The organism is Shimia aestuarii, from assembly GCF_900114635.1.
GTDB classification, from domain to species: Bacteria; Pseudomonadota; Alphaproteobacteria; order Rhodobacterales; family Rhodobacteraceae; genus Shimia; species Shimia aestuarii.
The window spans coordinates 1,277,478-1,299,697 of record NZ_FOTQ01000001.1 but is presented as its reverse complement, the minus strand read 5'-3'; the positions used below and the strand labels follow the sequence as shown (position 1 = coordinate 1,299,697).

Sequence of the window (22,220 nt, the reverse complement as noted above, 5' to 3'; positions counted from 1 at the left end):
TCCTTCTTATTCAGCAGGCTTGCCGTAATGGGCTTCGAAGTCTTCCTCGATCGTGGCCGGCGGGGTTGTCGGCTTTTCGATCACACCCAGGATGGGCAGGATCACGAGGAAATAGGCGAACCAGTAGGCCGACCCGATCAGAGAGATGGTCGAGTAGGGCGGTTCGGCGGGCATTGCGCCGGCCCACATCAGGACGATGAAGTCGATGACCAAGAGGTAGAACCACCACTTGAACTGGGGACGGAAACGACCCGAGCGCACGCGCGAGGTATCCAGCCAGGGCACCAGCGCCATGACGATGATCGCTGCGAACATGGCAAGCACACCGAAGAACTTGGCGTCGATGATGCCACCAGTGATCCAGCTTGCGAACATCACGACCCAGACATCGGCGGTAAAGGCGCGCAGGATCGCGTAGAACGGCAGGAAGTACCATTCCGGAACGATGTGTGCGGGCGTCGCCAGCGGGTTGGCTTCGATGTAGTTGTCGGGGTGACCCAGATAGTTGGGCATGAAGCCGACAATCGCGAAGAACACCACGAGGATCAGCGACAGGGCGAACAGGTCCTTGATCACGAAGTAGGGCCAGAACGGCAGGGTGTCTTTCTTGGCTTCTTCCTTGGAACCGCGACGCACGTCGACACCGGTCGGGTTGTTGTTCCCGGTGGTGTGGAAGGCCCAGATATGCACGATCACCAGTGCGGCAATCACGAAGGGCAGCAGGTAGTGCAGCGAGAAAAAGCGGTTCAGCGTGGCGTTGTCCACGGCCGGGCCGCCCAAAAGGAAGGTCTGCAGCGATTCACCCACGAATGGGATGGCGCCGAACAGGCCGGTGATCACGGTCGCGCCCCAGAAGGACATCTGACCCCAGGGCAGAACATAGCCCATGAAGCCGGTGGCCATCATCAGGAGGTAGATGATCATGCCGACGATCCACGTGATTTCGCGGGGCGCCTTGTAGGAGCCGTAGAACAGGCCGCGGAAGATGTGGATGTAAACGGCAAGGAAGAACAGCGAGGCGCCGTTCATGTGCAGGTAGCGCAGCATGTGGCCACCGTTCACGTCACGCATGATGTGTTCGATCGAGGCAAAAGCCAGGTCGACATGCGGGGTGTAGTGCATCACCAGAACGATACCGGTGACGATCTGCAGCGCCAGGCAGAAGGCCAGGACGATGCCCCAGATCCACCACCAGTTCAGGTTTTTGGGGGTGGGGATCATGATGGTGTCATAGATCAGGCCAATGACGGGCAGGCGGGAGTTGACCCACTTTGCGGCGCCCGACTTGGCTTCGTAATGATCGTGAGGAATTCCGGACATGTGCGCGTTCCTTATCCGAGGACCAGCTCGCTGCCTTCAAAGGCGGCGATCGGAACATGAAGGTTTTCGGGAGCCGGACCTTTGCGGATACGGCCGGATGTGTCGTAGTGCGACCCGTGGCAGGGGCAGAACCAGCCGCCGAAGTCGCCGGCGCCATCGCCCAGCGGCACACAGCCGAGGTGCGTACACACACCCATCATCACCAGCCATTCGCCAGCTTCGTCCATCGAGCGGTTCTCGTCCGAGGCGTCGGAGCCGGGCTTGTTGGCGTTCTGGGACATCTGGTCGATCGGCAGGTCCGACGCCGGGGTGGCGCGGGCTGCGTCGATTTCTTCCTGGGTACGGCGGCGGATGAACACCGGCTTGCCGAGCCATTTTACGGTCAGCTGCGTGCCGGGCTCGATGCCCGACGTATCGACGCGAATCGACGACAGCGCCCGGACATCCGCGGAGGGGTTCATCTGGTTGACCAGCGGCCAGACGGCGGCACCTGCGGTCACGGCACCTGCGCCAGCGGTGGCGTAGTAGAGGAAGTCTCTGCGGGTGCCTTCGTGATCTTCTGCGTGGGACACGAGGTTCTCTCCATTTTTCAGCCGAAATCCGGCCAATATCGTTGGGGCCGCGGTGTCCCGCAGCCTCTCCCCGCCGCTATTTAACGAGAGAGTTGCTACCCGTCCAGCGAACATTCGCCTCTGACAAGCCCTCGCGTCTCTCTGTCGCGCTTGTGCAGCATATGGGCCGCAACTGGGGATGATTTCCGGCAAGGTGGTGGAAATGGGCGCCTGTGGCGCGCAGGATGTCCGCGCCGTTGGCCGCTGGCCACCGTCGCAGAGGGGCGGGGCGTTGCCCCGTCGCGCAGGTCTGCGCGACTCCCCAGGGTATTTCTGGAAAAAGAAAGTGCCGGGGGAATCGTCCGGCAGAGTGAGTCGCCCGGCAGTGACAAAGCTGCTATGGGCAGAGACGGAATGCAGAGGAGGCGGCGCGCCGTGATCAGCCTGAGAGATCTGGAATTTCTGTCCGCCTTGGCGCGGCACCGGCATTTTGCGCGTGCGGCGGAGGAATGTGGCGTGTCCCAACCGGCGTTTTCCATGCGCATCCGCAAGATGGAGGAACGGCTGGGCACGTCCGTGGTGACGCGGCGCAACCGGTTTCGCGGTTTCACCCCGGAGGGTGAGGCGCTGGTGCGCCATGCGCGTAAGATCATGGAGAATGTGCAGCTTCTGGAAGCCGAGTTCCGCTCGGCGCGGGGCGACATCACCGGGCGGCTTTCGCTCGGGGTGGTGCCGACGGCGGTGGCCTTTGCGGCCCAGACCGCGCGTCGGCTCTATGACCGGCATCCCGGTATCACCCTGCGAATTCTCGCGGCCACGTCGCTGGAGATTCAGCAGGGGCTTGAGGACGGTCGGTTCGACGCCGGCATGACCTATGCGGAAGGCGTGTCGCGGGATCTGTTGCGCGTCGAGCGGCTCTATGACGAGCGTTATCTGTTGCTGGCACCCGAAGCGATGGCGCCGCGACGGGAAGGAGTTGCGCGCTGGGAAGAGGCGGCGGAGCTGCCCTTGAGCCTTTTGGAGCCGGGAATGCGCAACCGGCGCATCCTGGATACGTTGTTTGCCGAGCTGGGGCTTGTGCCGCGCGTGGTGGCGGAAACCAACGGGTTCACGGCCTCGATGGCGATGGCCGCGAACGGGATGGCCGCGACCGTGGTGCCCGAGTTACTGGTGCAATCGCTGGGTGGGGGCGCGGGGACGGTTGCGCTGCCGCTGGTGGAGCCGGAAGTCGAAAAGGAAGTTGCGCTGGTCAGTGCGCGGCGCGATCCGGGTTTGCCCGCAGTCGAGGCGCTGCGCCGGTTGCTGGCGCTTTCTTGATAAGCAAAAGTTAATGCGCCTTCATTTCGGGGCGATTGATTATCAGTTTGGCTGATGTCACTGTTGCGCTCTGGCAAGGAGGGCAGCATGGCACCGCTGGACGATCAAAATGGCATCTGGAAGAAGAAGGGCACCGGCAAATCCCGGCGCACACCCAAGGGGCGGCAGGTGGACGATGCTGCGTTGAACGAGGTGCGCGCTCTGTTGGGGGATCAACCCCGGCGGCGGGACCTTCTGATCGAGTTTCTGCATATTATTCAGGATGCTTGCGGACATCTGTCTGCCGCGCATGTGCGTGCGCTTGCGGATGAGATGGGGATCGCGCAGGCCGAGGTTTACGAGGTGGCTACCTTCTATGCTCATTTCGATGTGGTGGCCGAGGGGGACACCCCGCCGCCTTCCCTGACGATCCGGGTATGTGATTCGCTGTCCTGCGAGATGGCGGGGGCCGAGGCGCTGCGATCAGCGTTGCAGGACGGGCTGGACCCGTCAGAGGTGCGGGTGTTGCGCGCACCTTGCATGGGGCGGTGCGATACGGCGCCGGTATTGGAGATCGGGCACAACCATATCGACCATGCCACGCCCGAGAAGGTGGCGGCGGCGCTTGCCGCCGGGGACACCCATGCGCATCTGCCGGAGTATGAGGGTTTCACGGCCTATCGTGATGCGGGGGGGTATGAGACCCTGTTGGCGCTGCGTGAGAGCGGCGATCCGGTGGCCGAGGGGGAGAAAGTGCTCTCCTCGGGCCTGCGCGGTCTGGGCGGGGCCGGGTTCCCGTCGGGCAAGAAATGGGAATTCGTGCGTGCCGAAAAGGGGCCGCGTTATCTGGCCGTGAACGGCGATGAGGGCGAGCCGGGCACGTTCAAGGACCGCTATTACCTTGAGCGCACGCCGCACATGTTCCTTGAGGGCATGCTGATCGCGGCGTGGTCGGTCGAGGCGGAGACCTGTTTCATCTATATGCGCGATGAATATCCGGCGGTGCTGGAGATCCTGCGGCGCGAGATTGCAGAGCTGGAAGGGGCCGGGATCGTGGCGCCGGGCTATATCGACCTGCGGCGCGGGGCCGGGGCCTATATCTGTGGCGAAGAAAGCGCCATGATCGAGTCGATCGAAGGCAAGCGTGGGTTGCCGCGTCATCGCCCGCCATTTGTGGCGCAGGTCGGTGTGTTTGGCCGTCCGACGCTCGTGAACAACGTCGAAACGCTCTATTGGGTGGGGCGGATCTGCCGTGAGGGGCCGGAGGTTTTTGCGGTCGAGAAAAACGGGCGCAAGGGGCTGCGCAGCTATTCGGTGTCGGGACGGGTGAAAAATCCGGGCGTGCACCTGTTGCCTGCGGGGTCGACCATTCTGGATGTGATCGAAGCCGCCGGGGGCATGGCCGAGGGGCATGTGTTCAAGGCGTATCAGCCGGGTGGGCCGTCTTCGGGGCTTCTGCCGGCGTCGATGGATGACATTCCGCTCGATTTTGACACGTTGCAGCCGCACGGAAGCTTTATCGGGTCGGCCGCCGTGGTGGTTCTGAGCGATCAGGATTCGGCGCGCGGCGCGGCGCTCAACATGCTGCGGTTCTTTGAGGATGAAAGCTGCGGGCAGTGTACGCCCTGCCGTGCAGGGTGCGAAAAGGCGGTGAAGCTGATGCAGGCGGAGCGCTGGGATCAGCCTCTGCTGGAAGAGTTGTGCCAGGTGATGGGCGATGCCTCGATCTGTGGTTTGGGGCAGGCGGCGCCAAACCCGATTCGGTTGGTGATGAAGCATTTCGGGGAGGAAGTTTGAGATGGCTGACGGAGCACATATCGAAATGGTAACCTTCTCCCTCAATGGCGAAGACGTCACCGTGCCTGAAGGTACCACGATCTGGGAGGCGGCCCATGGGCGGGGTCTGGTGATTCCGCATCTGTGTCACAAGCCGGCCAAGGGCTATCGCCCCGACGGCAACTGTCGTGCCTGCATGGTCGAGGTGGAAGGCGAGCGCACGCTTGTGGCGTCGTGCATTCGACCGGCCTCGGAGGGCATGGTGGTGAAGTCCGAAAGCGACCGGGCGAAGAAGGCGCGCGAGATGGTCGTCGAGCTGTTGGCCGCCGACCAGCCCGAGGTCAAACATGACGCGTCGAGCCATTTCTGGGAAATGGCGGCGTTGAACGGGGTGGAAGAGAGCCGTTTTCCGGCGAAAGCGCCCGAGAGCATTCCGCTCTTGGATGCGAGCCACGTCGCGATGAGCGTGAACCTTGATGCCTGTATCCATTGCAACCTCTGTGTGCGGGCCTGTCGTGAAGTACAGGTGAATGACGTGATCGGCATGGGCGGGCGGGGCAGTTCGGCCAAGATCGTGTTCGATCAGGACGACCCGATGGGCAATTCCACCTGCGTGGCCTGCGGTGAATGTGTGCAGGCCTGTCCGACGGGGGCGCTGATGCCAGCCAATGTGCTGGATGAGACCGGCGCCGGGGACAGCGCGGATTATGACCGCGAGGTCGACAGTGTTTGCCCCTATTGCGGGGTGGGCTGCCAGATCAAGTTCAAGGTCAAGGACAACAAGATCAAATATGTCGAGGGCATTGACGGCCCGGCCAACGAAAACCGCCTGTGCGTGAAGGGGCGGTTCGGGTTTGACTATATCAACCACCCCCATCGCCTGACCAAGCCCTTGATCCGGCGCGAGGATGCGCCCGCCAAGGGGCTGAACGTTGATCCGGGCAACCTGATGACTCATTTCCGCGAAGCGACGTGGGAAGAGGCTTTGGATGCCGCGGCAGGTGGGCTGGCAAGGTTGCGGGATCAAAAGGGCCCCTATGTGGCCGGGTTCGGCTCGGCCAAGTGCTCGAACGAAGAAGCCTATCTGTTCCAGAAGCTGATCCGGCAGGGGTTTGGGCATAACAATGTCGATCACTGCACGCGGCTTTGTCATGCCTCGTCGGTGTCGGCGCTGATCGAGAATGTGGGGTCCGGTGCTGTGACCGCGACGTTCAACGAGATCAAGAATGCGGATGTGGCCATCGTGATCGGGTGTAATCCGATCGAGAACCATCCTGTCGCCGCGACCTATTTCAAGCAGTTCGCCAAGCGCGGCGGCAAGTTGATCGTGATGGACCCGCGCGGCGTGGGGCTGGGACGGTTCGCAACCCATCGCCTGCAATTCAAGGCGGGCGGTGACGTGTCGATGCTCAACGCGATCATGCATGCGATCGTCGAGGAAGAGCTTTATGACGCCGATTACATCGCGCAGTTCACCGAGAACTGGGAGGCGATGAAAGAGCATCTGAAGGGATTCAGCCCCGAGAAGATGGCGCCGATCTGTGGCATCGAGCCGGACGCGTTGCGCGCGGCGGCGCGGACCTTTGCCGCCGGGAAAGCGGGCATGATCTTTTGGGGGATGGGCGTCAGCCAGCATATCCACGGCACCGACAATGCGCGCTGCCTGATCAACCTTGCCCTGATGACCGGCAATGTCGGCAAACCGGGCGCGGGTCTGCACCCCTTGCGGGGGCAGAACAACGTACAAGGCGCCTCGGATGCCGGTCTGATCCCGATGTTCCTGCCCGATTACCAGAGCGTGATGGATGATGGGGTGCGGTCTGCCTTTACCGAGGTCTGGCAGTCAGAGGATTTCAGCAATGAAAAAGGTCTGACCGTGGTCGAGATCATGCATGCGATCCACGATGGCGATATTCGCGGCATGTATATCCTTGGCGAAAACCCCGCGATGTCGGACCCTGACGTGGATCACGCCCGCGCGGCCTTGGCCAAGCTGGAGCATCTGGTGGTGCAGGACATCTTCCTCACCGAAACGGCGAACTATGCCGATGTGATCCTGCCATCAAGCGCGTGGTACGAGAAATCGGGCACCGTGACCAACACCAACCGGCAAGTGCAGATGGGGCGGCCTGTCTGCACGCCGCCGGGCGAGGCAAAGGAAGATTGGTGGATCGAAGTGGAACTGGCCAAGCGGCTGGGGCTGAACTGGGCGTATGACCACCCAAGCCAGGTGTTTGCCGAGATGAAGCTTAACATGGGCTCGCTCGACAACATCACGTGGGAGCGCCTTGAGCGCACGGCGGTGACCTATCCGTCGCTGTCGCCCGAAGATCCCGGCCAGCCGATCGTGTTTGGCGATGGGTTCCCGCGTGCCGAAGGGCGTGCGAGTTTCCGCCCCGCAGACGTGATCCCGCCCGATGAGACACCGGATGCGGACTATCCAATGGTGCTGATCACCGGGCGGCAGCTCGAACATTGGCACACCGGGTCGATGACCCGGCGGTCCAAGGTGCTTGATGCGGTTGAGCCGGAGGCGAACTGTTCCATGCATCCCAAGACGCTGAGCGCGCTGGGTGTGGCCCCGGGGGAGTATGTGGAGTTGAGCACCCGGCGCGGCACGGTGACGGTGATGGCGCGGGCGGATCGCGCGGTGGCCGAGGACAACGTGTTCCTGCCCTTTGCCTATGTCGAGGCGGCGGCGAACATCCTGACCAACGCGGCGCTGGACCCTTATGGCAAGATCCCCGAGTTCAAATACTCGGCGGTGAAGGTGGCGAAAGCCAGCGCGCCTGTGGCAGCCGAGTAAGAAAAGAGGAGCGGCTCTCGGGCCGCTCCTTGTTTTTTGTGGGTCAGCCTTCGGGGATCGTGGCCTGCATGCTTTCGCGCTGAGCGTAGTCTGCATACCACTGGGCCAGCCCGTCACGGCCCCGGCGCCAGTCGCGGTCGCCGTGGCGGAAATCAAGATAGCCAAGGGCGCAGCCAACGGCGATCTGGGCCATGCTGTCGGGGCCTTTAAGATGGCTCATCCAGCGTTCATTCAGCACGTCGAGCGCGTTTGTGACCTTGCCCCATTGCGCTTCGAGCCACGGCTCGAAGACGATCTCTTCGGGGCGCAGGCGTTTTTCGTAGACCATGAGAACAGCCGCTTCGAGAATGCCGTCGGCGGTGGCCTCAAGCGTGAGCACATCCCAGAGCCGGTCCTCGGGATAGAGATTGGCCCCGGCGCGCGCGGCAAGGTAGCGGCAGATCACCCGGCTGTCATAGATCGCCGGGCCATCGGGGCGGATCAGGGCCGGGATTTTGCCCAGCGGGTTGGCCGCCGCAGCCTCGGGTGCGGTGTTGAGCGCCGTGGTCGCCACGGGAATCAGCTCTACATCGTCCTGTTGTCCGGTTTCGATCAGCGTCACGCGCACCTTGCGCACGAACGGCGACGCCGGGGAATGGATCAGTTGCATCGGATTATCCTTCTTGCTGGTCGGGGTTGGCAACGGGCGAGCGCATCAGCCCCGCCAAAACGCGGGTTTCTGTGCCGACGCCATATGCGCCAAGCTGGTCTGCCGCCGCGTGGCGCGCGGGGGCGGGTTTGTTCTGGCCAAGCTTCCACGTGCCCGCAACATCGTCGATGGTCAGGCGGAAGGGGCGGATCATGCGCAGCATGCGCTCAAAGGCGCCGGGGGTCATCTTGTCCCTTGTCCATGGCGGCTTGGGCAGGAGATGGGCTTCGAATTGCAGGGACAGCTCGTCGAGAAGCCCAGGCAATTGATCGTCGGGCAGCGGGGACAGAGTGCCAGTCAGGTGTACGGCAACATAGTTCCAGGTCGGAACCTGGTCGGGCAGGTTGTACCAGTCCGGCGAGATATAGCTGTCGGGACCGCTGATTGCGATGCGCGCCGGGGTTGGCCCGGAAACTGCGCGGACCATCGGGTTGGAGCGCACGAGGTGCAGGTCGGCATGGGTGCCGTCCGGGTCAAGCACGAAGGGCACATGCGAGATCAACGGTGCCGCGTCGCCCGGCGTGGTCAGGATGCCAAAGCCGCGTTCTCGGGCAAAGGCGAGATTGTCCTCGGAAGGAATGGTGCGAAAGGCGGGGTTCGGGTGCATGTGCCGGTGCGTCTCCTTGGTCGATTGGATGTTGCAGGGGACGTTCCGGATTGGCAAGGTGGTGATGTTCTCAGGGCGGGGTGAAATTCCCCACCGGCGGTATTTGGGGGAGACCTCATGAGCCCGCGAGCGGCCCGACCGATGGTCGGGTGACAAGCAGATCCGGTGCGAGGCCGGAGCCGACGGTGATAGTCCGGATGGAAGAGAACGTGCAACGCGGGCGCCCTGTGCCGGGGCGCGCCGGTGTTGTTCGTGATCGCCTTGGGTGACGTGTCTGTTGCAAAAGGAGAGACCGATATGACACACACCCGATTTGCCTTCATCAAGGCACAATGGCATGCCGATATTGTCGATCAGGCGTTGGCGGGATTCTGCGAGATCATCCCGGCGGCGCAGGTCGACGTGTTCGACGTGCCCGGCGCCTTCGAAATGCCGCTTCTGGCGCGCGATCTTGCCGCCAGCGGGCAGTACGGCGCGGTGGCCTGTGCCGCTTTCGTCGTAGATGGCGGGATTTACCGCCATGATTTCGTCGCGCAGGCGGTGGTCGATGGTCTGATGCGGGCCGGGCTGGATACCGGGGTGCCGGTGCTTTCGGTATCGCTGACGCCGCACCAGTATCAGGAGACCGAACACCACAATGCGATCTACCGCGCGCATTTCGTCGAGAAGGGGCGCGAGGCGGCGCAAGCGGCGCTTGGAGTTCTCAAAACCCGCGCGGGGCTTGTGGCTGCGGCGTAGACCAGCGGCGCGCCTTGCGGCGCACAAGAAAGTTTTGGGGCGGGTCAGGCCCGCCCCGATGCCTGCGGCGCGAGTATTTCCTGCGAAATGAAGGTCGGGGGATCGCCCGCTTTCCAGACCGGAGGCTTTGGCATGATCTTTGCGAACAGGTCCGAGGCGAGGAAGGTATTGAGCCAACGGCCCAACGCAGGGGGCGCTTCGGCATCGAACCGAGGCTTGTCGATAAAGGCGAATTGGCGAACGAAGGGCAGGATGGCCATATCTGACAGGGTTGGGATTGGGCCAAAGAGCCATGGGGTCTCTTCAAGCCGGGTGTTCAGGTCGTTAAGAAAGGTCATCGCCTGCGCGCGCTGGTCTTCAGGGTCCAGATCGGGATAGCGGGTGTGATACTTGGTGCGGTCGAGGACCCGCTTGAAGGGGCCATCGGCACGGGCGATCAGGTCTTGGCCGTCGGCGGGCATCGAGAGCCAGCCTTGCGGATCGCTCTGTTGCAAGGCCCAGATCATGATGTCGAGGCTTTCGTCCAGAACCAGATCGCCAGCTTTGAGACAAGGGACCGTCGCGCTGGGCGAGGTCTTCAGAAACTCCGGCGCCTTGTCGCGCAACAGGATTTCGCGCAGTTCGACCTTCACCCCTGAGATGGCCACGGCCAGCCGCGCCCGCATCGCATAGGGGCAGCGCCGAAAGCTGTAGAGAACAGGATCGGCCATGATGGTCTCTTCCTCCTTCATTTTGCCAGAAATACTCAAAACGCGCGCAGCGCGCCACGCCCAACCTCTGGCAGGGGCCGTCAGGCCCCGAAGAGGGCGGGAGCGCCACGATCAGGCGGTCAGCTGTCCGCCCAGAATACCGGTGATTTTGGTGGTCACCACGGCGCCTTCGATCTGGGGCGAGTCGAAGATCACTTCGGCAAACTGTTCTGTGCGCCCCATCTGCGGGTTTTCCATCAGCACGTGATGCGTGTGCCCGACTTGCGCCTGAAGGTGGCGGGCCACCTGGTCATGTCCGGCGTCGCGCAGGCGTGCGGCGCGGGCCTTGATGGCGTTTCCATTGACCTGTGGCATCCGGGCGGCCGGGGTGCCGGGGCGGGGGGAGTAGGGGAAGACATGCAGCCATGTCAGGTCGCATTCCGCCACCAGCCTGAGCGAATTTTCGAACATCGCCTCGGTTTCAGTCGGGAAGCCGGCGATGATGTCGGCGCCATAGGTCATGTCCGGGCGCAGTTTGCGGGCCTCTTCGCAGAACGCGATGGCGTCGTCGCGCAGGTGGCGGCGTTTCATGCGTTTGAGGATCATGTCGTCCCCGGCCTGCAGTGACAGGTGCAGGTGCGGCATCAGGCGTGGTTCCGTGGCGATGGCCTGCATCAGCGCGTCATCGGCTTCGATGGAATCAATACTGCTGATCCGCAGGCGGGGCAGGTCCGGCACCAGTTTGAGAATGCGCAGCACAAGATCGCCCAGCCGCGGTTCCATCGGCAGGTCCGCTCCCCAAGAGGTCAGGTCGACGCCTGTCAAAACAACCTCGTTGAATCCCTTGTCCACGAGCCGCTTGATCTGGTCCACCACCACGCCCGCAGGCACCGAGCGGGAGTTCCCCCGGCCGAAGGGGATGATGCAGAAGGTACAGCGGTGGTCACAGCCGTTCTGGACCTGCACATAGGCGCGGCTGCGCGTGCCGAACCCGTCGATCAGGTGACCGGCAGTTTCAGTGACGGACATGATGTCATCCACCATGACCTTTTCGGTTTCACCAATGAAATCCGCGGCCATGCCAGCCCAGGTTTCCGGGCGCATCTTCTCGGAGTTGCCGATCACCTTGTCAACTTCGCCCATCGCGGCAAAGGTTTCGGGTTCGGTCTGGGCGGCGCAGCCGGTGACGATGATGCGGGCGGTGGGGTTTTCGCGGCGCAGGCGGCGGATTTCCTGCCGCGCCTTGCGCACCGCTTCCGAAGTTACGGCGCAGGTGTTCACGATCACCGCATCCCCCAGCCCGGCCTCTTGCGACATGGCCTTCATCGCCTCGGTTTCGTAGGCGTTGAGACGACATCCGAGGGTGGTGAACTTGGGTGGCGCGCCAGCCATCAGGCCGACTCCAGAAAGCTGTGGGTAAAGGCGCCGGAGAAGACATGCATTGACGGTCCGGTCATCCAGACACCATCCTCGGCCCAGTTGATCCAGAGCGTGCCGCCATCAAGGTCGATCCGCACCTTGTGTCCCGTCAGGCCTCGTCGCGCAGCGGCCACGGCGGTGGCACAAGACGAGGACCCCGAGGCCATGGTGATGCCGACACCGCGTTCCCAAACCCGCATGCGGATGTGATCCGGCCCGACAACATGGGCGACCTGCACGTTGGTGCGTTCCGGGTAAAGCGGATGGTGTTCGTGTTCGGCACCGAAACGGGCAAGGTCCACGGTCTCGGCATCCTTTACAAAGAAGGTGCAGTGCGGATTGCCCATGCCGGTGGCAGTGGGCGCGCCGTCGATCGGCAGTTCCAGCGTGTCCATTTCGCGGGCCAGCGGAACATCCTGCCAGTCAAGCTGGGGCTGGCCCATGTTGACCGAGGTCAGACCGTCGCCTGCGTCCCGCGCCATCAGGGTGCCGCGATCCGTGGTCAGGCGCAGCGACGTGCGCCCGGTCTCGTCCATGATATGACGCGCGATACAGCGCGTGGCGTTGCCGCAGGCGGCCGAGGTCGATCCGTCGGCATTGTAGAAGGTCAGGTGCCCGTCGTGCCGGTCCGAGCTGATCACGGCAAGCTGGTCAAAGCCGACGCCACAATGCCGATGCGCAATCGCCTTGATCTGGGATTCGCTCAGTTCCACGTCTCGGGTACGCGCGTCGATGACAACGAAATCGTTGCCGAGCCCATGCATTTTCATGAAGGGCAGGGATATGTTCTGGGACCTGATCATGCCGCGCATATACGCCTGTTATTTCGCCGTTTCCAGAGCGATGCATTTTTTCTTGAGAATCGTCTTGACCCCCTTGGACAGTCAGCATAGTAACCGCGCCACAGAGTGGGCCGTTAGCTCAGTTGGTAGAGCAACTGACTTTTAATCAGTGGGTCGTAGGTTCGAATCCTACACGGCTCACCACTTTATCTTGATAAGACAGTGTGTTGCACGCGCATCTTTTGGGGCGCGGTGCGCGCGCGATTGGTGTTGGCTAGCGCGGCAAGAAAATCCGACTGCATGCAACCACGTGTCGGCGGCATGCCCCCCTTCACCTGAGCCGAACGCCCTACCCGAAGGCTAGCGCCAGCTTCATGGCCGAGTTTCCGGGCGCGTATCCGCATGTCCGAAAAGATCGGATTCGAAAGCAAGGCCGCGCCGGGGCCATGCCGTTGCAATCGTGGCGCGGGTTATTCGAATGCTTCGAAGATCTCTTTCACGGCATCGTCCACGGCGCCGGCCAATAGCTTTCCGCCATCATCGTCGCAGGCGTCCTTGAGCTCTTCGACAAACTCGTCCTTGAGGCTGCCAAGGCTGCTTTCCGGGACGGTTGCCACAACGTCGATCTGGCGGTTGTAAAGCGAGACCATGGCCATCAGGCGCACGATCTGGATCACCTGTTCCGGGTCGTTCTCGAATTCAGTCAGAACGCTTTCGCAGCTGTGATGCATGAACGGGGCTGCGGACGAGATGATTTCGTCCATTTGTTCGTCGGCGGACGCGGGCCCGGAAATTGCCATCAGGCCAATTGAGGTTGCGGCATAGAGTCTATGTCTGAACATGTGGGTCACCATTGTTATTGGAGGCGTGGTTGCGCGCCGATCACTTTTTCTTCCGGTAGCCGGCGATGGCGCCGACGACGGCACCCGCCTTGGCGCCATCACTTCCCCCGACGAGATACCCGACACCTGCGCCCACAGTGGCGCCCTTCACCGTGTTCTTGGTGCGCTTGGACTGTGCATCGGCGACCGTCGGCATCGCGAGGCTTGTCGCCAAAAGCAGCGCGATGGCCGTCGTCAGCATTGTTCTGGTCTTCAACATGGTCAGGTCTCCTTTGTTGATCGTAATTGTTCGGTGTCGGTTCTAGCTCATGGTTGCGTCACTGCATGGGTCGGGCAGACAGGAACGCCCAGCTCCCATCAAGAATTTCCGGGCTGGGCTGATAGAGACGCACTGTATAGTTCCATCCCTCCATGATTGGCAGGCAGTTCACCCGCCCGTCTTCGCATCCGCCTAGGTGCACCGTCGGCGAGCCGTCATCGTTGCGTTTGCCCATCACCGAATTGACGACGTAGCCATCAAACGCGTTGGGTTCGAAGAAACCGGCCGCATTGTAGAGGCTGATGGACCAAAATGCACCAACGGGCACGACTGCGGAGACGTCGATCCTGTGTTCACCCACCGGTAGTCTGGGTTCGACGCCAAGGTAGAGTGCTTCCTGTTCGGGCAGCCCGCCCCTGCCGACGTTGCTCCGGACAGCATCGTGACAGCCGCAGCAACCTTGACCCCCATTGCGAAACGACAAGTCCTGTTCATATCAATTCTCCAAAAAAATCTTTAAATGTTACGTGCGGCGACCCGGAATGGTCAAACCCTGTTGCTTTGCTGAAGTGCGGGCGCGGTCACTATGCCGCTCCTCGCTAGGTTGTGTCATCGGACATTTCCCGACAGATTGACGGCATGCGTCTCAACATGGTGACAATCCGGGAGTTTTCGCATGTGGTTGACCTGCTTGATCGGTTTGCCGCACCGGAAATTGTGGATGGCGCCCTTCTGTCTGCAGGATTGGATCGCTCCGTCCTGAAAGAGAAAGCGGGTTTTGCCCCCTATGCCGCAGAGGGCGTTGTGGTCGAGGCCGTGGCACGTTCCGTCGGGGATCGTCATCTGGGGGCAAGGGTTGGCCATGCATTCGACTATTCGACATACGGTGCCTACGCGACCTATGTGCTGGGCGCGCCAGATCTGGGATCGGCGCTCGAAAGAGGACGGCGGGCGCTGGTGCTGACGCATCCCGGTTCTTCAATCACATTCCGGCAAACCGGTTCGCATCTCGTGGTCGGAAGGGATTCAAGGGGATTGACGATCACCGGTCACAGGCATCTCGACGAAGGCACGGTGTTCGTCATTGGGGCCGTGGCGCGGCATTTCCTCGGGTCGGGCTGGGTGCCGGACTGGGTCGAAATCCCCGATGAGCCGCGAAATTGCATTGAAACACTCGAGCGTCTTGTCGGGGCGCCGGTGCGCGTCCGCGCGGGTCCCCCTGGCATTGCCATCCGGCTGTCTGAACTGCCGACGCTGAACCCGGACGTGTCGCACCGGCAAGACAAGATCGCGTTGCAGGACCTAGCCGGGCTGATGGGGGTATCCCCTGTACAGACAGTTGCCGATGTCGTCGAACACATTCTCCGCATCACCTTTGCACATGGGGACGTGTCCGAGGAATCCGTGGCACGGCACCTCGCGATCGGGCCAAGAACATTGCAGCGTGCCCTGCGACGGGAAGGGACGTCGTTCAGGGATGTGCGGGCAGGGTTTGCAGAGAAAAACGCACGTCATCTCGTCGCGCGGACGGACAGACCCCTGGAAGAGATCTCCAGCATGCTGGGCTACAAGCATCCCAGAAGCTTTCGGCGCGCTTTCAAAAGCTGGACGGGGGTTTCGCCATCCGGGTATCGCGCCAACCCGCCCGGAGCGTGAAAAGCTCGTTGGGGCACAGGGCCTCCGGGGGGCGCATGCTTTTGGCGGGTATACATGTACGGCCCGGCACAAAGGCGGTTGCAGGAGCGGGCGGGCGCTTTATACCAAAGTGATCCACAGGAATGGAAAATCGCCCCGTGATTGTAAGCTTCAGCAAGAATTTCCTGCTCATCAAGACACGCAAGACTGCCGGGACTTCGGTTGAGCTGGCCTTGTCGCCTTTCCTCGCGGCCGGTGATGTCGCGACGCCGATCAATCCGAAGGAAGAGGAAACGCGCAATGCCGGCGAAGGGGTTCTGATCGGACGACCTGCACGACTGGGCATCAGTCTCAGGGATCATTCGCCGCTGTGGCGGGCGCGTTTTGTCTATGGCCGACGGATCGACGACATGCGCATCGTCACCATCGCGCGCAACCCGTGGGACCGGGCGGTTTCGCAGTTCTTCTGGACCATGCGGCGCACCGACATGCGGGCGCGGGATTTTGGCGACCAGCGCGCGGCGTTTGCCAAATATACCCGCACCTATGGTCCGCGCGGGCCGTTGGACTGGGTCTATGGACGCAAGCGGCAGCGCGCATTGTCCAATCACCATATGTACAGCCGCAATGGTGAAAACCAGGCGGCATTTGTCATCTTCTTTGAACGTCTCGAGGAAGACCTCGCGCGACTGGGTGCGGGGCTTGGCCTTGAAGGGCGCCCGGTGCCGCCGAACGCGAAATCCGGTATCCGCCCCAAGACGGCGCGGCGCTGGCAGGAGTACTACGATGATGACCTCAGGGATTTCGTGGCGAGGCACTGCCGCCGGGAGATCGAGGACTACGGGTATGATTTCGCAGGCGAAGCCGCGCCGGAATACCGCAAGTCGCTCTGGTAGGGGCAGTCTTAGCGCGCCCCGACAACCACGAAAGGTGCCCAGACCGACGGGTGGGCGTGATGCGTGATCTCCCCGCGATCTATCATGTCCAGCATTGCCCGGCGCAGGTGCTGTGCCTTGGCGGCGCCTTCCGCTTCGGGCGGGGCCGAGAGCGTGGCCAGTGTCAACCGGGCGGCGGCATCGTCGCGCACCGGCCAGTGTGACACGAGAAGTGACTGCGCCCCCGCAAAGAGAAATGCGCTCGCCAGCCCCGACAGACCCTCGCCACCGGGCGTGCCATCGGACGCCGCCGTATTGCAGGCTGACAGGATCACCCAATCCGCCACAAGATCCAGCCGGGCCGCTTCGGAGGCGGTCAGTAGCCCGTTGTCGGTTTCGTCCGGTTGATCGGGGGCGGAAAAGGCCAGCGCCGGTTCGCTGAGCCCGCTCAGGTCGCCCGCCACGAGACCATGAGTGGCGAACACCACGATTTCAGCGTCGCGCAGGCGTGTAGATGATTTGACGGCGGCCTCTGTCGCGTCGGCTCCGAGGGCGAGGTGGTCGAGCGGTGTGTCCAGTGCATCGGCCAGCCCCAGCAGCTCGCGCCGTGTGCCGGGCAGGCGGGCCAGTGCGCGCACTTCGTCTGCCGCGTTGGCGCTGCGGGTGAACAGAGTGGCGATCTGTGGCGTCTCGGCATCCGGCGCGCCCTGAAATGCCGGATCAGCAAATCCCGCGAGGGCGACCTTGGGGGGACGTGTCGGCTGAGTTGCGCGCTGGGCGAGGAAGGCGGCGGCAGAAGGGACCGTGGCAAAGCCAAAGCGGCGGATCAGCCACGGGGCGGACTGGAAATCGGCATCGGTTTCAAGGGTGACGGGACGGTCCAGCAACACGGCAAGGGGCAGGCCGGACAGGGCGCCTTCCTTGACGACATAGACTGTCTCGACGCCGTCCAGACTGTCCGAGATCGGCGCGATCAGCGCCTGATAGAGTGTGTGGGCTGTTTCGGTATCAAAGGCGGGGGCCGCATCCCCGGCAAACGCCTCATCCAGCGCCTGCGCGGCGCGCGATGGGCCGGAGGGATCGAGATCGGCTCGCAGCCGTCGGATCGCCTCATCCAGTTCCCGATCTGTCAGGGCCGAACGGGCCCATGTGGCCGTTGTTGCGGTCATGGCAAAAAGATAGGTTTCATCTGGCGTCGACACCGGCATGAAAAACGCTTCGCCCTGGGCCAGAGAAGACTGGATCTCGGAAACGGATACGGTGCGGGGCTGGGTCAGGCGGGCGAAGTCTGGGAACTGGGCCGCCAGCGCGCGGTCGGTTTGAGCGATCTGTTCGGAGAGCTGTTCAAGCTGTTCCCGGAAAGCCGCAAGGCGGGGGTCGCCTTGTTGTGTGTGGGTCAGAAGCGCGATGTATTGCGCGTCTGTCGCGCGCCACAGGTTCACCAGTTCCTGCTTTTGCCGCGCCAGTGCGGCCAGTGCGTCGTCCCCGGCCGCAAAGCGCGCCGCGACGCGCTGGGCGACATGGGCGGCCTTGCTGGCCTGCGCCCACTGCGCCGCCCCGAAGGCCCGGTTCATGCCCGCGTCGCGATCCGTTTCCCATGTTGCAACCACGCTGGAGAGCACCTGTCGACGGGTGTCGCGCAATTCCTCTGCGCCGGTGGTGACCTCAATATCCATCTGCCATCGGTTCGACAGGAAGCCCTGCATCGCGGCATCAGACAGTTTCGCGCCAGTTGCCGCGTCGCCCGCGCCAAGATGCAGCCATGCGCGGTTGAAGGTCGCCTTGATCAGTTCGGGGTGGTTGGGCGGCAGGACGGTGGCCAGCGCGGTCTGCGCCTCGGCGGCGAGTTCGATGGCCCCGGCAAAGTCATTCGCAGCGCCCCGCGCGGCAGAGAGGTTCAGAGCGGCGCGCGCGAACCGCGCCGGATCGTCGCTCTGGCGTTGGATGGCAACGGCCTTTTCAAGCGCCTGCGTTGCCTCCGCGACCTGACCGGACTGCAGCAGGGTCAATCCCAGGTTCGAAAAGGAAACCCCGGTCTTGAGGTGATCCTCGGGGAAGATTGCAAGGCGGATGTCGAGCGATTTGCGTTGTGCCTTGAACGCGCCGTTGAGATCGCCTTCGGCGCGCAGGGCTTCGCCCAGCCCGTCAAGAATGTTGGCGCGCACTTCTGAGGTGGTGATCCCGGCCCCGACCAGCATGGAATCGGCCTGAAGAAACAGGCCGCGCGCCTCGGCAAACCGGCCCTGTCCACGCAGGATTGCGGCAAGGTTGCCGATCACGGTGGCCATATCGCGGGTGGACCAATTTGGGCTGGGTGTCATGTCGCCCTGTTGCAAAAGCGCCTGCCGGTAATAGGTCTCTGCGCTCTGCGGATCGCCATTCAGCGACGAGAGACGCCCCAGTGCATTGAGCACGCGCACGGTGTCGTGCTTGGGCAATTCCGCCAGCATCGGCACCACCTGGTTGAGGATCGCGATGCCGTTCTGAACATAGCCATCCTGTTCCGTGAAATAAGCAAGGTTGGTGACGTTGGTGATCAGGTCTTCCTTGCTGGCCTCGGGGCTGTTCAGGGTGAGTTCAACCGCTTCCTGTTGCAAAAGCCGTGCTTCTTCAAAGCGGTTGAGATCGCCAAGAATGGTGGCCAGAAGCGCCTTGGAGTGGATGATGACATTGTCGATCCCGCCATGATCCAGCCGCATCTGCAGTGCGCGACGCGCGGTTTCCTCGGCCTCGACCAGCCTGCCTTGCTGGGCCTGCGTGGCGGCGATGTTGTGCAGGTCGGACGCCATCGAAAGCTCGTTTTCCGGGATCGAGGCATTGAGCGCGTAGGTTTCGTGATAGAGCGCCTCGGCTTCGGCATACCGGCCTGCGTAATAGAGTTCATTGGCTTTGAGCGCGATGTTGAATGCCTGCGTGATGATCTTGCCTTCGGCCTCGGTCAGGTCTCGCGCCTGCGTGGGGTTGGACAGACCCGTTGAGAGAACAAGGCAAACGGCAAGGGCAAAGGGTTTCATGGGCAGTTTCTCAATCAGAGGGCATCACGATCAGGCAGGAGGTATAGGCATCGTCCGAGGGGCAGCTTTCGACGCGCTGGCCCGGAAGGTCAGAGGCCGAAGCGGCGGTATGGGCGGCGTGAAGGAAGAACTCCAGCGTGTCGCGGCTGGCGCGGCGTGCCTGCGTGGCACCAAAACCGGTATCGGTTTTTCGGGCCAGATCGGCCTGCCGCCAGCGCAGCGCCTTGCGGGCGTATTCCAGCGTTTTGTCGGGGACATCGCCATGGCGCAGGACATTGGCCGCCGAATAGAGAAAGAAATCCCGGTTTGGCATCTGATGCGTTTCATGCGCCGCGAGAACCCGGTCGGTTACGGCGATGAAGGCGGCGGTGGCGATCGGCTCCTGCGCCACCAACTGGCCATAGATACGCATCATTTCGACGTAGAACTCTGCAACAAGTGCATCAACGTCCAGCCCTGCGCCCTCGGCAATGGCGCGCGATTGCATGAGCAGGTCAAGCGCGGCGTCGATCTGGCCATCTGCGGCCAGAATACGTGCCTGGCGTTGCAGTAGTGTGTAACGCTGGCGGGGGCTTGAGACGACGTCCATCGCGGCGGCCAGTGCGGCGCGCTCGACGTCCGGGCGGTTGATCTCGGTGGCGGCGGCGGCGAGACCGTTCAGGGTGGAAAAGGCGATGTCGGCTGCTTCCGTATTCACATGGCCCCACCAATCGGGATGGCCGGACAATTGCCACGGCGTCGTTGTCATGTAACCAAGCGCCCGCATGTAGGCATTCGCCGCCTCGCGGTGGCGCCCGAGGGAAAACAGCGCCTCGGCGGTGAGTTTTTCCGCCTCGGTGTTCACCGCGCGTAGGTCGGCCTCGGCAAAGCTCGTGTCCATCGGCAGGAGCGCCGATCCGGCCAGCACCAGCACCCGTCCATAGGACCCGGAGGACTGGGCGTCGTAGGCGGTTTCCAGCGTGTCACGCGCGATGTCGAGCGCGGATGTATTGAAATCCCCAAGCTGTCCCTCGGCCCATTCGGCGGCGTGTTTTTTGTAATCGGCAATGTCCTTTGCGCCAAAGGTGCGGGCCAGGGTGGGCAGGGCAAGGGTCAGCGCGGCATGGGCTTCGGCAAAGCGGCCCAGATCGGCAAGCGCGTAGGCGCGCGAGGCCATCAGCGCGGCCTGAAAATCCGATTGCCCGGCATCGCCCGCGATCAGCGCAAGCCCGTCTTCGGCAACCTGCAGGGCATAGGCGGGATTGCGGGCCTCGAGTCGCAGGTGATCGGCCAGCATCGCGTAAAGAATCGCAAGGTCCGGGTCGATGACACCCGAAGCCTTAACGCTGCGCAGGATGCCCGCGATTCCGAGCGCCATCTCATCCGGGTTCGCGCCCCTTTGGAACAGCGCGTCGATCTCGGCCATGGCCTGATCAAGCGTGTAGGCCTGTGCAGGTGGGGCAAAAAGGGTGAGACAGGTCAGGCAGGTGGCAAGCAGGCGGCGCATCAATAACCCCCGTGCCCGACGATGACGAAAGGCGCCCAGGCCGCCGGGTGGGCCAGTGTCGGATCGCTTTGATCCATCAACAGGGTTTGCATCGCCGATTGCAGGGCTTCGGCCTTGCGACGTGTTCCGGGCGCGGCGCGCAGGGCGGTGAAGGTATCGGTGGTCAGCCGCGCCGCGGCGTCGTCGCGCACCGGCCAGTGGGACACCAGCAAGGACCGCGCCCCGGCAAAAAGAAAGGCGCGTGCAAGGCCCGAAAGTCCTTCGGCATCGGGGTGTCCATCGCTTCCGGCGGTGTTGCAGGCCGACAGGACCACCCAGTCAGCCGCAAAACGCATTCCCGCGATCTCGGAACTTGTCAGCAGCCCGTCATTCCCCGGCGCCACGGTGTCAGGTGGGGTCAGGACAAGCGCGGGCTCGGCCAGCCCGCGCAGCTCGCCGGACAAGAGGCCGTGGGTGGCAAAGGCGATCACTTCGGCGCGGTCAATGGGGGCGGCGCGCACGGCTGGCTCGGAGGCGTCGGCACCCAGATGGACCCGGCTTTGGTCGCGGCCCAGAACCTCGGCCAGCCGATCAATCTCGGTCCGGGTGTTGGGCAGTGGGGCCAGCGCGCGGATGCTGTCGAGATCGGCCGCGCCAGAGCGGAAGAACTGCCCGCCGCTTGGGTTGGAAAGCGCGCCGGAAAAGATCGGATCGCCGAACCCGAGAAAGGCAAGCTGATCCGCGTGGGGCGCGGCGCGGTCTCGGGTCACGAGGGCGAGGCTTTCGACTGAGGGCAGGGTGGTCAGCGCATGGCGCTGGAACATCCATCCCGTCGCACGGAGCGCCGCCGGATCGTTGTTTTGCCCATTGATTTTCCGGTCCGTGACCAAAAGGCCGAAGGGCAGGCCGGACAGGGGGCCGTCCGTGACGGTGTAGATGTGGTTGAGGCCCTTGAGATATGGCTCCAGCGGGAAGATCAGTTCGGAATAGAGCAGCCACGCGTTCAGCCGATCAAAAGCCGGGGTCGAAGGCCCGTCAAAAGCGTCGTCCAGCGCTTCGGCGGCGCGCACGGTCGCTGCGGCCTGAAGCGATTGACGAATGGCCGTGACGCTTTCGCCAATTTCCGAGGTGCCCAGCGACAGGCGATGCCACGCGGCAGCATCCGGTGTGATCAGCCAGACAAATGTGCGCCGTTCGCCGGAATAGAGAAACAAGAGCCCCTCGTCGGCGGCGAGATGGGATTGCACATCCGCAACGGAAAGCGGGTGCGGGCGGGCCAGCTTGTCGAATTCGGGAAACTCGGTTGCGATGGTGGCATCGAGCGCCGCGATCTGGGTGTTGAGATGGCTGATTTCCCCCGAAAGTCGGGTGAATTCGGCGCGCGCATCCCCAGCCGCGTCCCCGCCCAGACGTGCCAGAGCGGCCTCGTTGGCCTGCACCTTGTCGGCGAGGATCTGG

The 22,220-nt window shown here is 63.0% G+C and carries 19 protein-coding genes, 1 tRNA gene and 1 riboswitch; of the genes, 7 read left to right on the top strand and 13 right to left on the bottom strand.

Features of this window, described 5'->3' with window-relative positions; all coding sequences use genetic code 11:
- Positions 1–6: 6 nt before the first annotated feature.
- Together petB and petA are read right to left on the bottom strand one after the other, a co-directional pair.
- Positions 7–1,320, bottom strand: a complete 1,314-nt coding sequence (gene petB / locus BMZ35_RS06425) for a cytochrome b (RefSeq protein ID WP_093091944.1) — start codon at positions 1,318–1,320, stop codon at positions 7–9.
- 11 nt (positions 1,321–1,331) lie between these two features.
- Positions 1,332–1,892 carry a ubiquinol-cytochrome c reductase iron-sulfur subunit gene (gene petA / locus BMZ35_RS06420; RefSeq protein ID WP_093091942.1) on the bottom strand — a complete coding sequence of 187 codons (561 nt, stop codon included), beginning with the start codon at positions 1,890–1,892 and terminating at the stop codon, positions 1,332–1,334.
- 414 nt (positions 1,893–2,306) lie between these two features.
- Here petA and BMZ35_RS06415 point away from each other — a divergent pair, with 414 nt between their 5' ends.
- The 3 genes from BMZ35_RS06415 (at position 2,307) to fdhF (ending at position 7,749) form a co-directional block, all read left to right on the top strand.
- Positions 2,307–3,188, top strand: a complete 882-nt coding sequence (locus BMZ35_RS06415) for a LysR family transcriptional regulator (protein WP_093092639.1) — start codon at positions 2,307–2,309, stop codon at positions 3,186–3,188.
- 87 nt (positions 3,189–3,275) lie between these two features.
- The gene (locus BMZ35_RS06410; protein WP_093091940.1) at positions 3,276–4,964 is read left to right on the top strand and encodes an NAD(P)H-dependent oxidoreductase subunit E; all 1,689 of its coding nucleotides are present in this window, start codon (positions 3,276–3,278) and stop codon (positions 4,962–4,964) included.
- Between the two features lies 1 nt (position 4,965).
- Positions 4,966–7,749 carry a formate dehydrogenase subunit alpha gene (fdhF, locus tag BMZ35_RS06405; protein ID WP_093091938.1) on the top strand — a complete coding sequence of 928 codons (2,784 nt, stop codon included), beginning with the start codon at positions 4,966–4,968 and terminating at the stop codon, positions 7,747–7,749.
- A 43-nt stretch (positions 7,750–7,792) separates the two neighbouring features.
- On the opposite strand, the gene BMZ35_RS06400 is transcribed toward fdhF, so the two are convergent.
- Both BMZ35_RS06400 and BMZ35_RS06395 read right to left on the bottom strand, forming a co-directional pair.
- Positions 7,793–8,398, bottom strand: coding sequence for a glutathione S-transferase (locus BMZ35_RS06400; RefSeq protein WP_093091936.1), 606 nt, complete (start codon positions 8,396–8,398; stop codon positions 7,793–7,795).
- A gap of 4 nt (positions 8,399–8,402) precedes the next feature.
- Positions 8,403–9,044, bottom strand: a complete 642-nt coding sequence (locus tag BMZ35_RS06395; protein ID WP_093091934.1) for an FMN-binding negative transcriptional regulator — start codon at positions 9,042–9,044, stop codon at positions 8,403–8,405.
- A gap of 62 nt (positions 9,045–9,106) precedes the next feature.
- Positions 9,107–9,257: riboswitch (FMN riboswitch) on the top strand.
- Between the two features lie 84 nt (positions 9,258–9,341).
- Between BMZ35_RS06395 and BMZ35_RS06390 the strand changes: the two genes are divergently transcribed.
- A complete protein-coding gene (locus BMZ35_RS06390; RefSeq protein ID WP_093091932.1) occupies positions 9,342–9,782 on the top strand; it encodes a 6,7-dimethyl-8-ribityllumazine synthase in 441 nt (146 codons plus the stop codon).
- A 44-nt stretch (positions 9,783–9,826) separates the two neighbouring features.
- Here BMZ35_RS06390 and BMZ35_RS06385 read toward each other — a convergent pair whose 3' ends face one another.
- The 3 genes from BMZ35_RS06385 to dapF form a co-directional block, all read right to left on the bottom strand.
- Entirely contained in the window at positions 9,827–10,492 is a 666-nt protein-coding gene (locus BMZ35_RS06385) for a glutathione S-transferase (protein WP_093092637.1), read from the bottom strand.
- A 111-nt stretch (positions 10,493–10,603) separates the two neighbouring features.
- Positions 10,604–11,863 (bottom strand): tRNA (N(6)-L-threonylcarbamoyladenosine(37)-C(2))-methylthiotransferase MtaB, encoded by a 1,260-nt coding sequence (gene mtaB / locus BMZ35_RS06380; RefSeq protein WP_093091930.1) that lies wholly within the window; start codon positions 11,861–11,863, stop codon positions 10,604–10,606.
- Positions 11,863–12,702, bottom strand: coding sequence for a diaminopimelate epimerase (dapF, locus tag BMZ35_RS06375; protein WP_242654709.1), 840 nt, complete (start codon positions 12,700–12,702; stop codon positions 11,863–11,865). The genes mtaB and dapF overlap by 1 nt, the downstream gene beginning before the upstream one ends.
- Positions 12,703–12,800: 98 nt before the next feature.
- Between dapF and BMZ35_RS06370 the strand changes: the two genes are divergently transcribed.
- A tRNA-Lys gene (locus tag BMZ35_RS06370) sits at positions 12,801–12,876 on the top strand.
- Positions 12,877–13,142: 266 nt separating this feature from the next.
- Here BMZ35_RS06370 and BMZ35_RS06365 read toward each other — a convergent pair.
- Genes BMZ35_RS06365 through BMZ35_RS06355 form a run of 3 tightly spaced genes read right to left on the bottom strand, consistent with a single transcriptional unit; the run spans position 13,143 to position 14,134 of the window.
- Positions 13,143–13,514: a hypothetical protein gene (locus tag BMZ35_RS06365; RefSeq protein ID WP_131814338.1), complete on the bottom strand. Its 372-nt coding sequence runs from the start codon at positions 13,512–13,514 to the stop codon at positions 13,143–13,145.
- A gap of 40 nt (positions 13,515–13,554) precedes the next feature.
- Positions 13,555–13,773 carry a glycine zipper domain-containing protein gene (locus BMZ35_RS06360; RefSeq protein WP_242654708.1) on the bottom strand — a complete coding sequence of 73 codons (219 nt, stop codon included), beginning with the start codon at positions 13,771–13,773 and terminating at the stop codon, positions 13,555–13,557.
- 58 nt (positions 13,774–13,831) lie between these two features.
- On the bottom strand, positions 13,832–14,134 hold the full coding sequence (locus BMZ35_RS06355) for a DUF1214 domain-containing protein (protein WP_207502910.1): 303 nt from the start codon (positions 14,132–14,134) through the stop codon (positions 13,832–13,834).
- A gap of 290 nt (positions 14,135–14,424) precedes the next feature.
- Here BMZ35_RS06355 and BMZ35_RS06350 point away from each other — a divergent pair, with 290 nt between their 5' ends.
- Positions 14,425–15,429: a helix-turn-helix transcriptional regulator gene (locus BMZ35_RS06350; RefSeq protein WP_165610020.1), complete on the top strand. Its 1,005-nt coding sequence runs from the start codon at positions 14,425–14,427 to the stop codon at positions 15,427–15,429.
- A gap of 122 nt (positions 15,430–15,551) precedes the next feature.
- Positions 15,552–16,304, top strand: a complete 753-nt coding sequence (locus tag BMZ35_RS06345; protein ID WP_093091922.1) for a hypothetical protein — start codon at positions 15,552–15,554, stop codon at positions 16,302–16,304.
- An 8-nt stretch (positions 16,305–16,312) separates the two neighbouring features.
- On the opposite strand, the gene BMZ35_RS06340 is transcribed toward BMZ35_RS06345, so the two are convergent.
- The 3 genes from BMZ35_RS06340 to BMZ35_RS06330 are packed head-to-tail and all read right to left on the bottom strand — an operon-like array spanning position 16,313 to position 22,201.
- Positions 16,313–19,297, bottom strand: a complete 2,985-nt coding sequence (locus tag BMZ35_RS06340) for a CHAT domain-containing tetratricopeptide repeat protein (RefSeq protein WP_093091920.1) — start codon at positions 19,295–19,297, stop codon at positions 16,313–16,315.
- A gap of 10 nt (positions 19,298–19,307) precedes the next feature.
- Positions 19,308–20,783 carry a hypothetical protein gene (locus BMZ35_RS06335; protein WP_093091918.1) on the bottom strand — a complete coding sequence of 492 codons (1,476 nt, stop codon included), beginning with the start codon at positions 20,781–20,783 and terminating at the stop codon, positions 19,308–19,310.
- Positions 20,783–22,201 (bottom strand): CHAT domain-containing protein, encoded by a 1,419-nt coding sequence (locus tag BMZ35_RS06330; protein ID WP_165610019.1) that lies wholly within the window; start codon positions 22,199–22,201, stop codon positions 20,783–20,785. Before BMZ35_RS06330 ends, BMZ35_RS06335 begins: the two co-directional genes overlap by 1 nt.
- Positions 22,202–22,220: the final 19 nt, after the last annotated feature.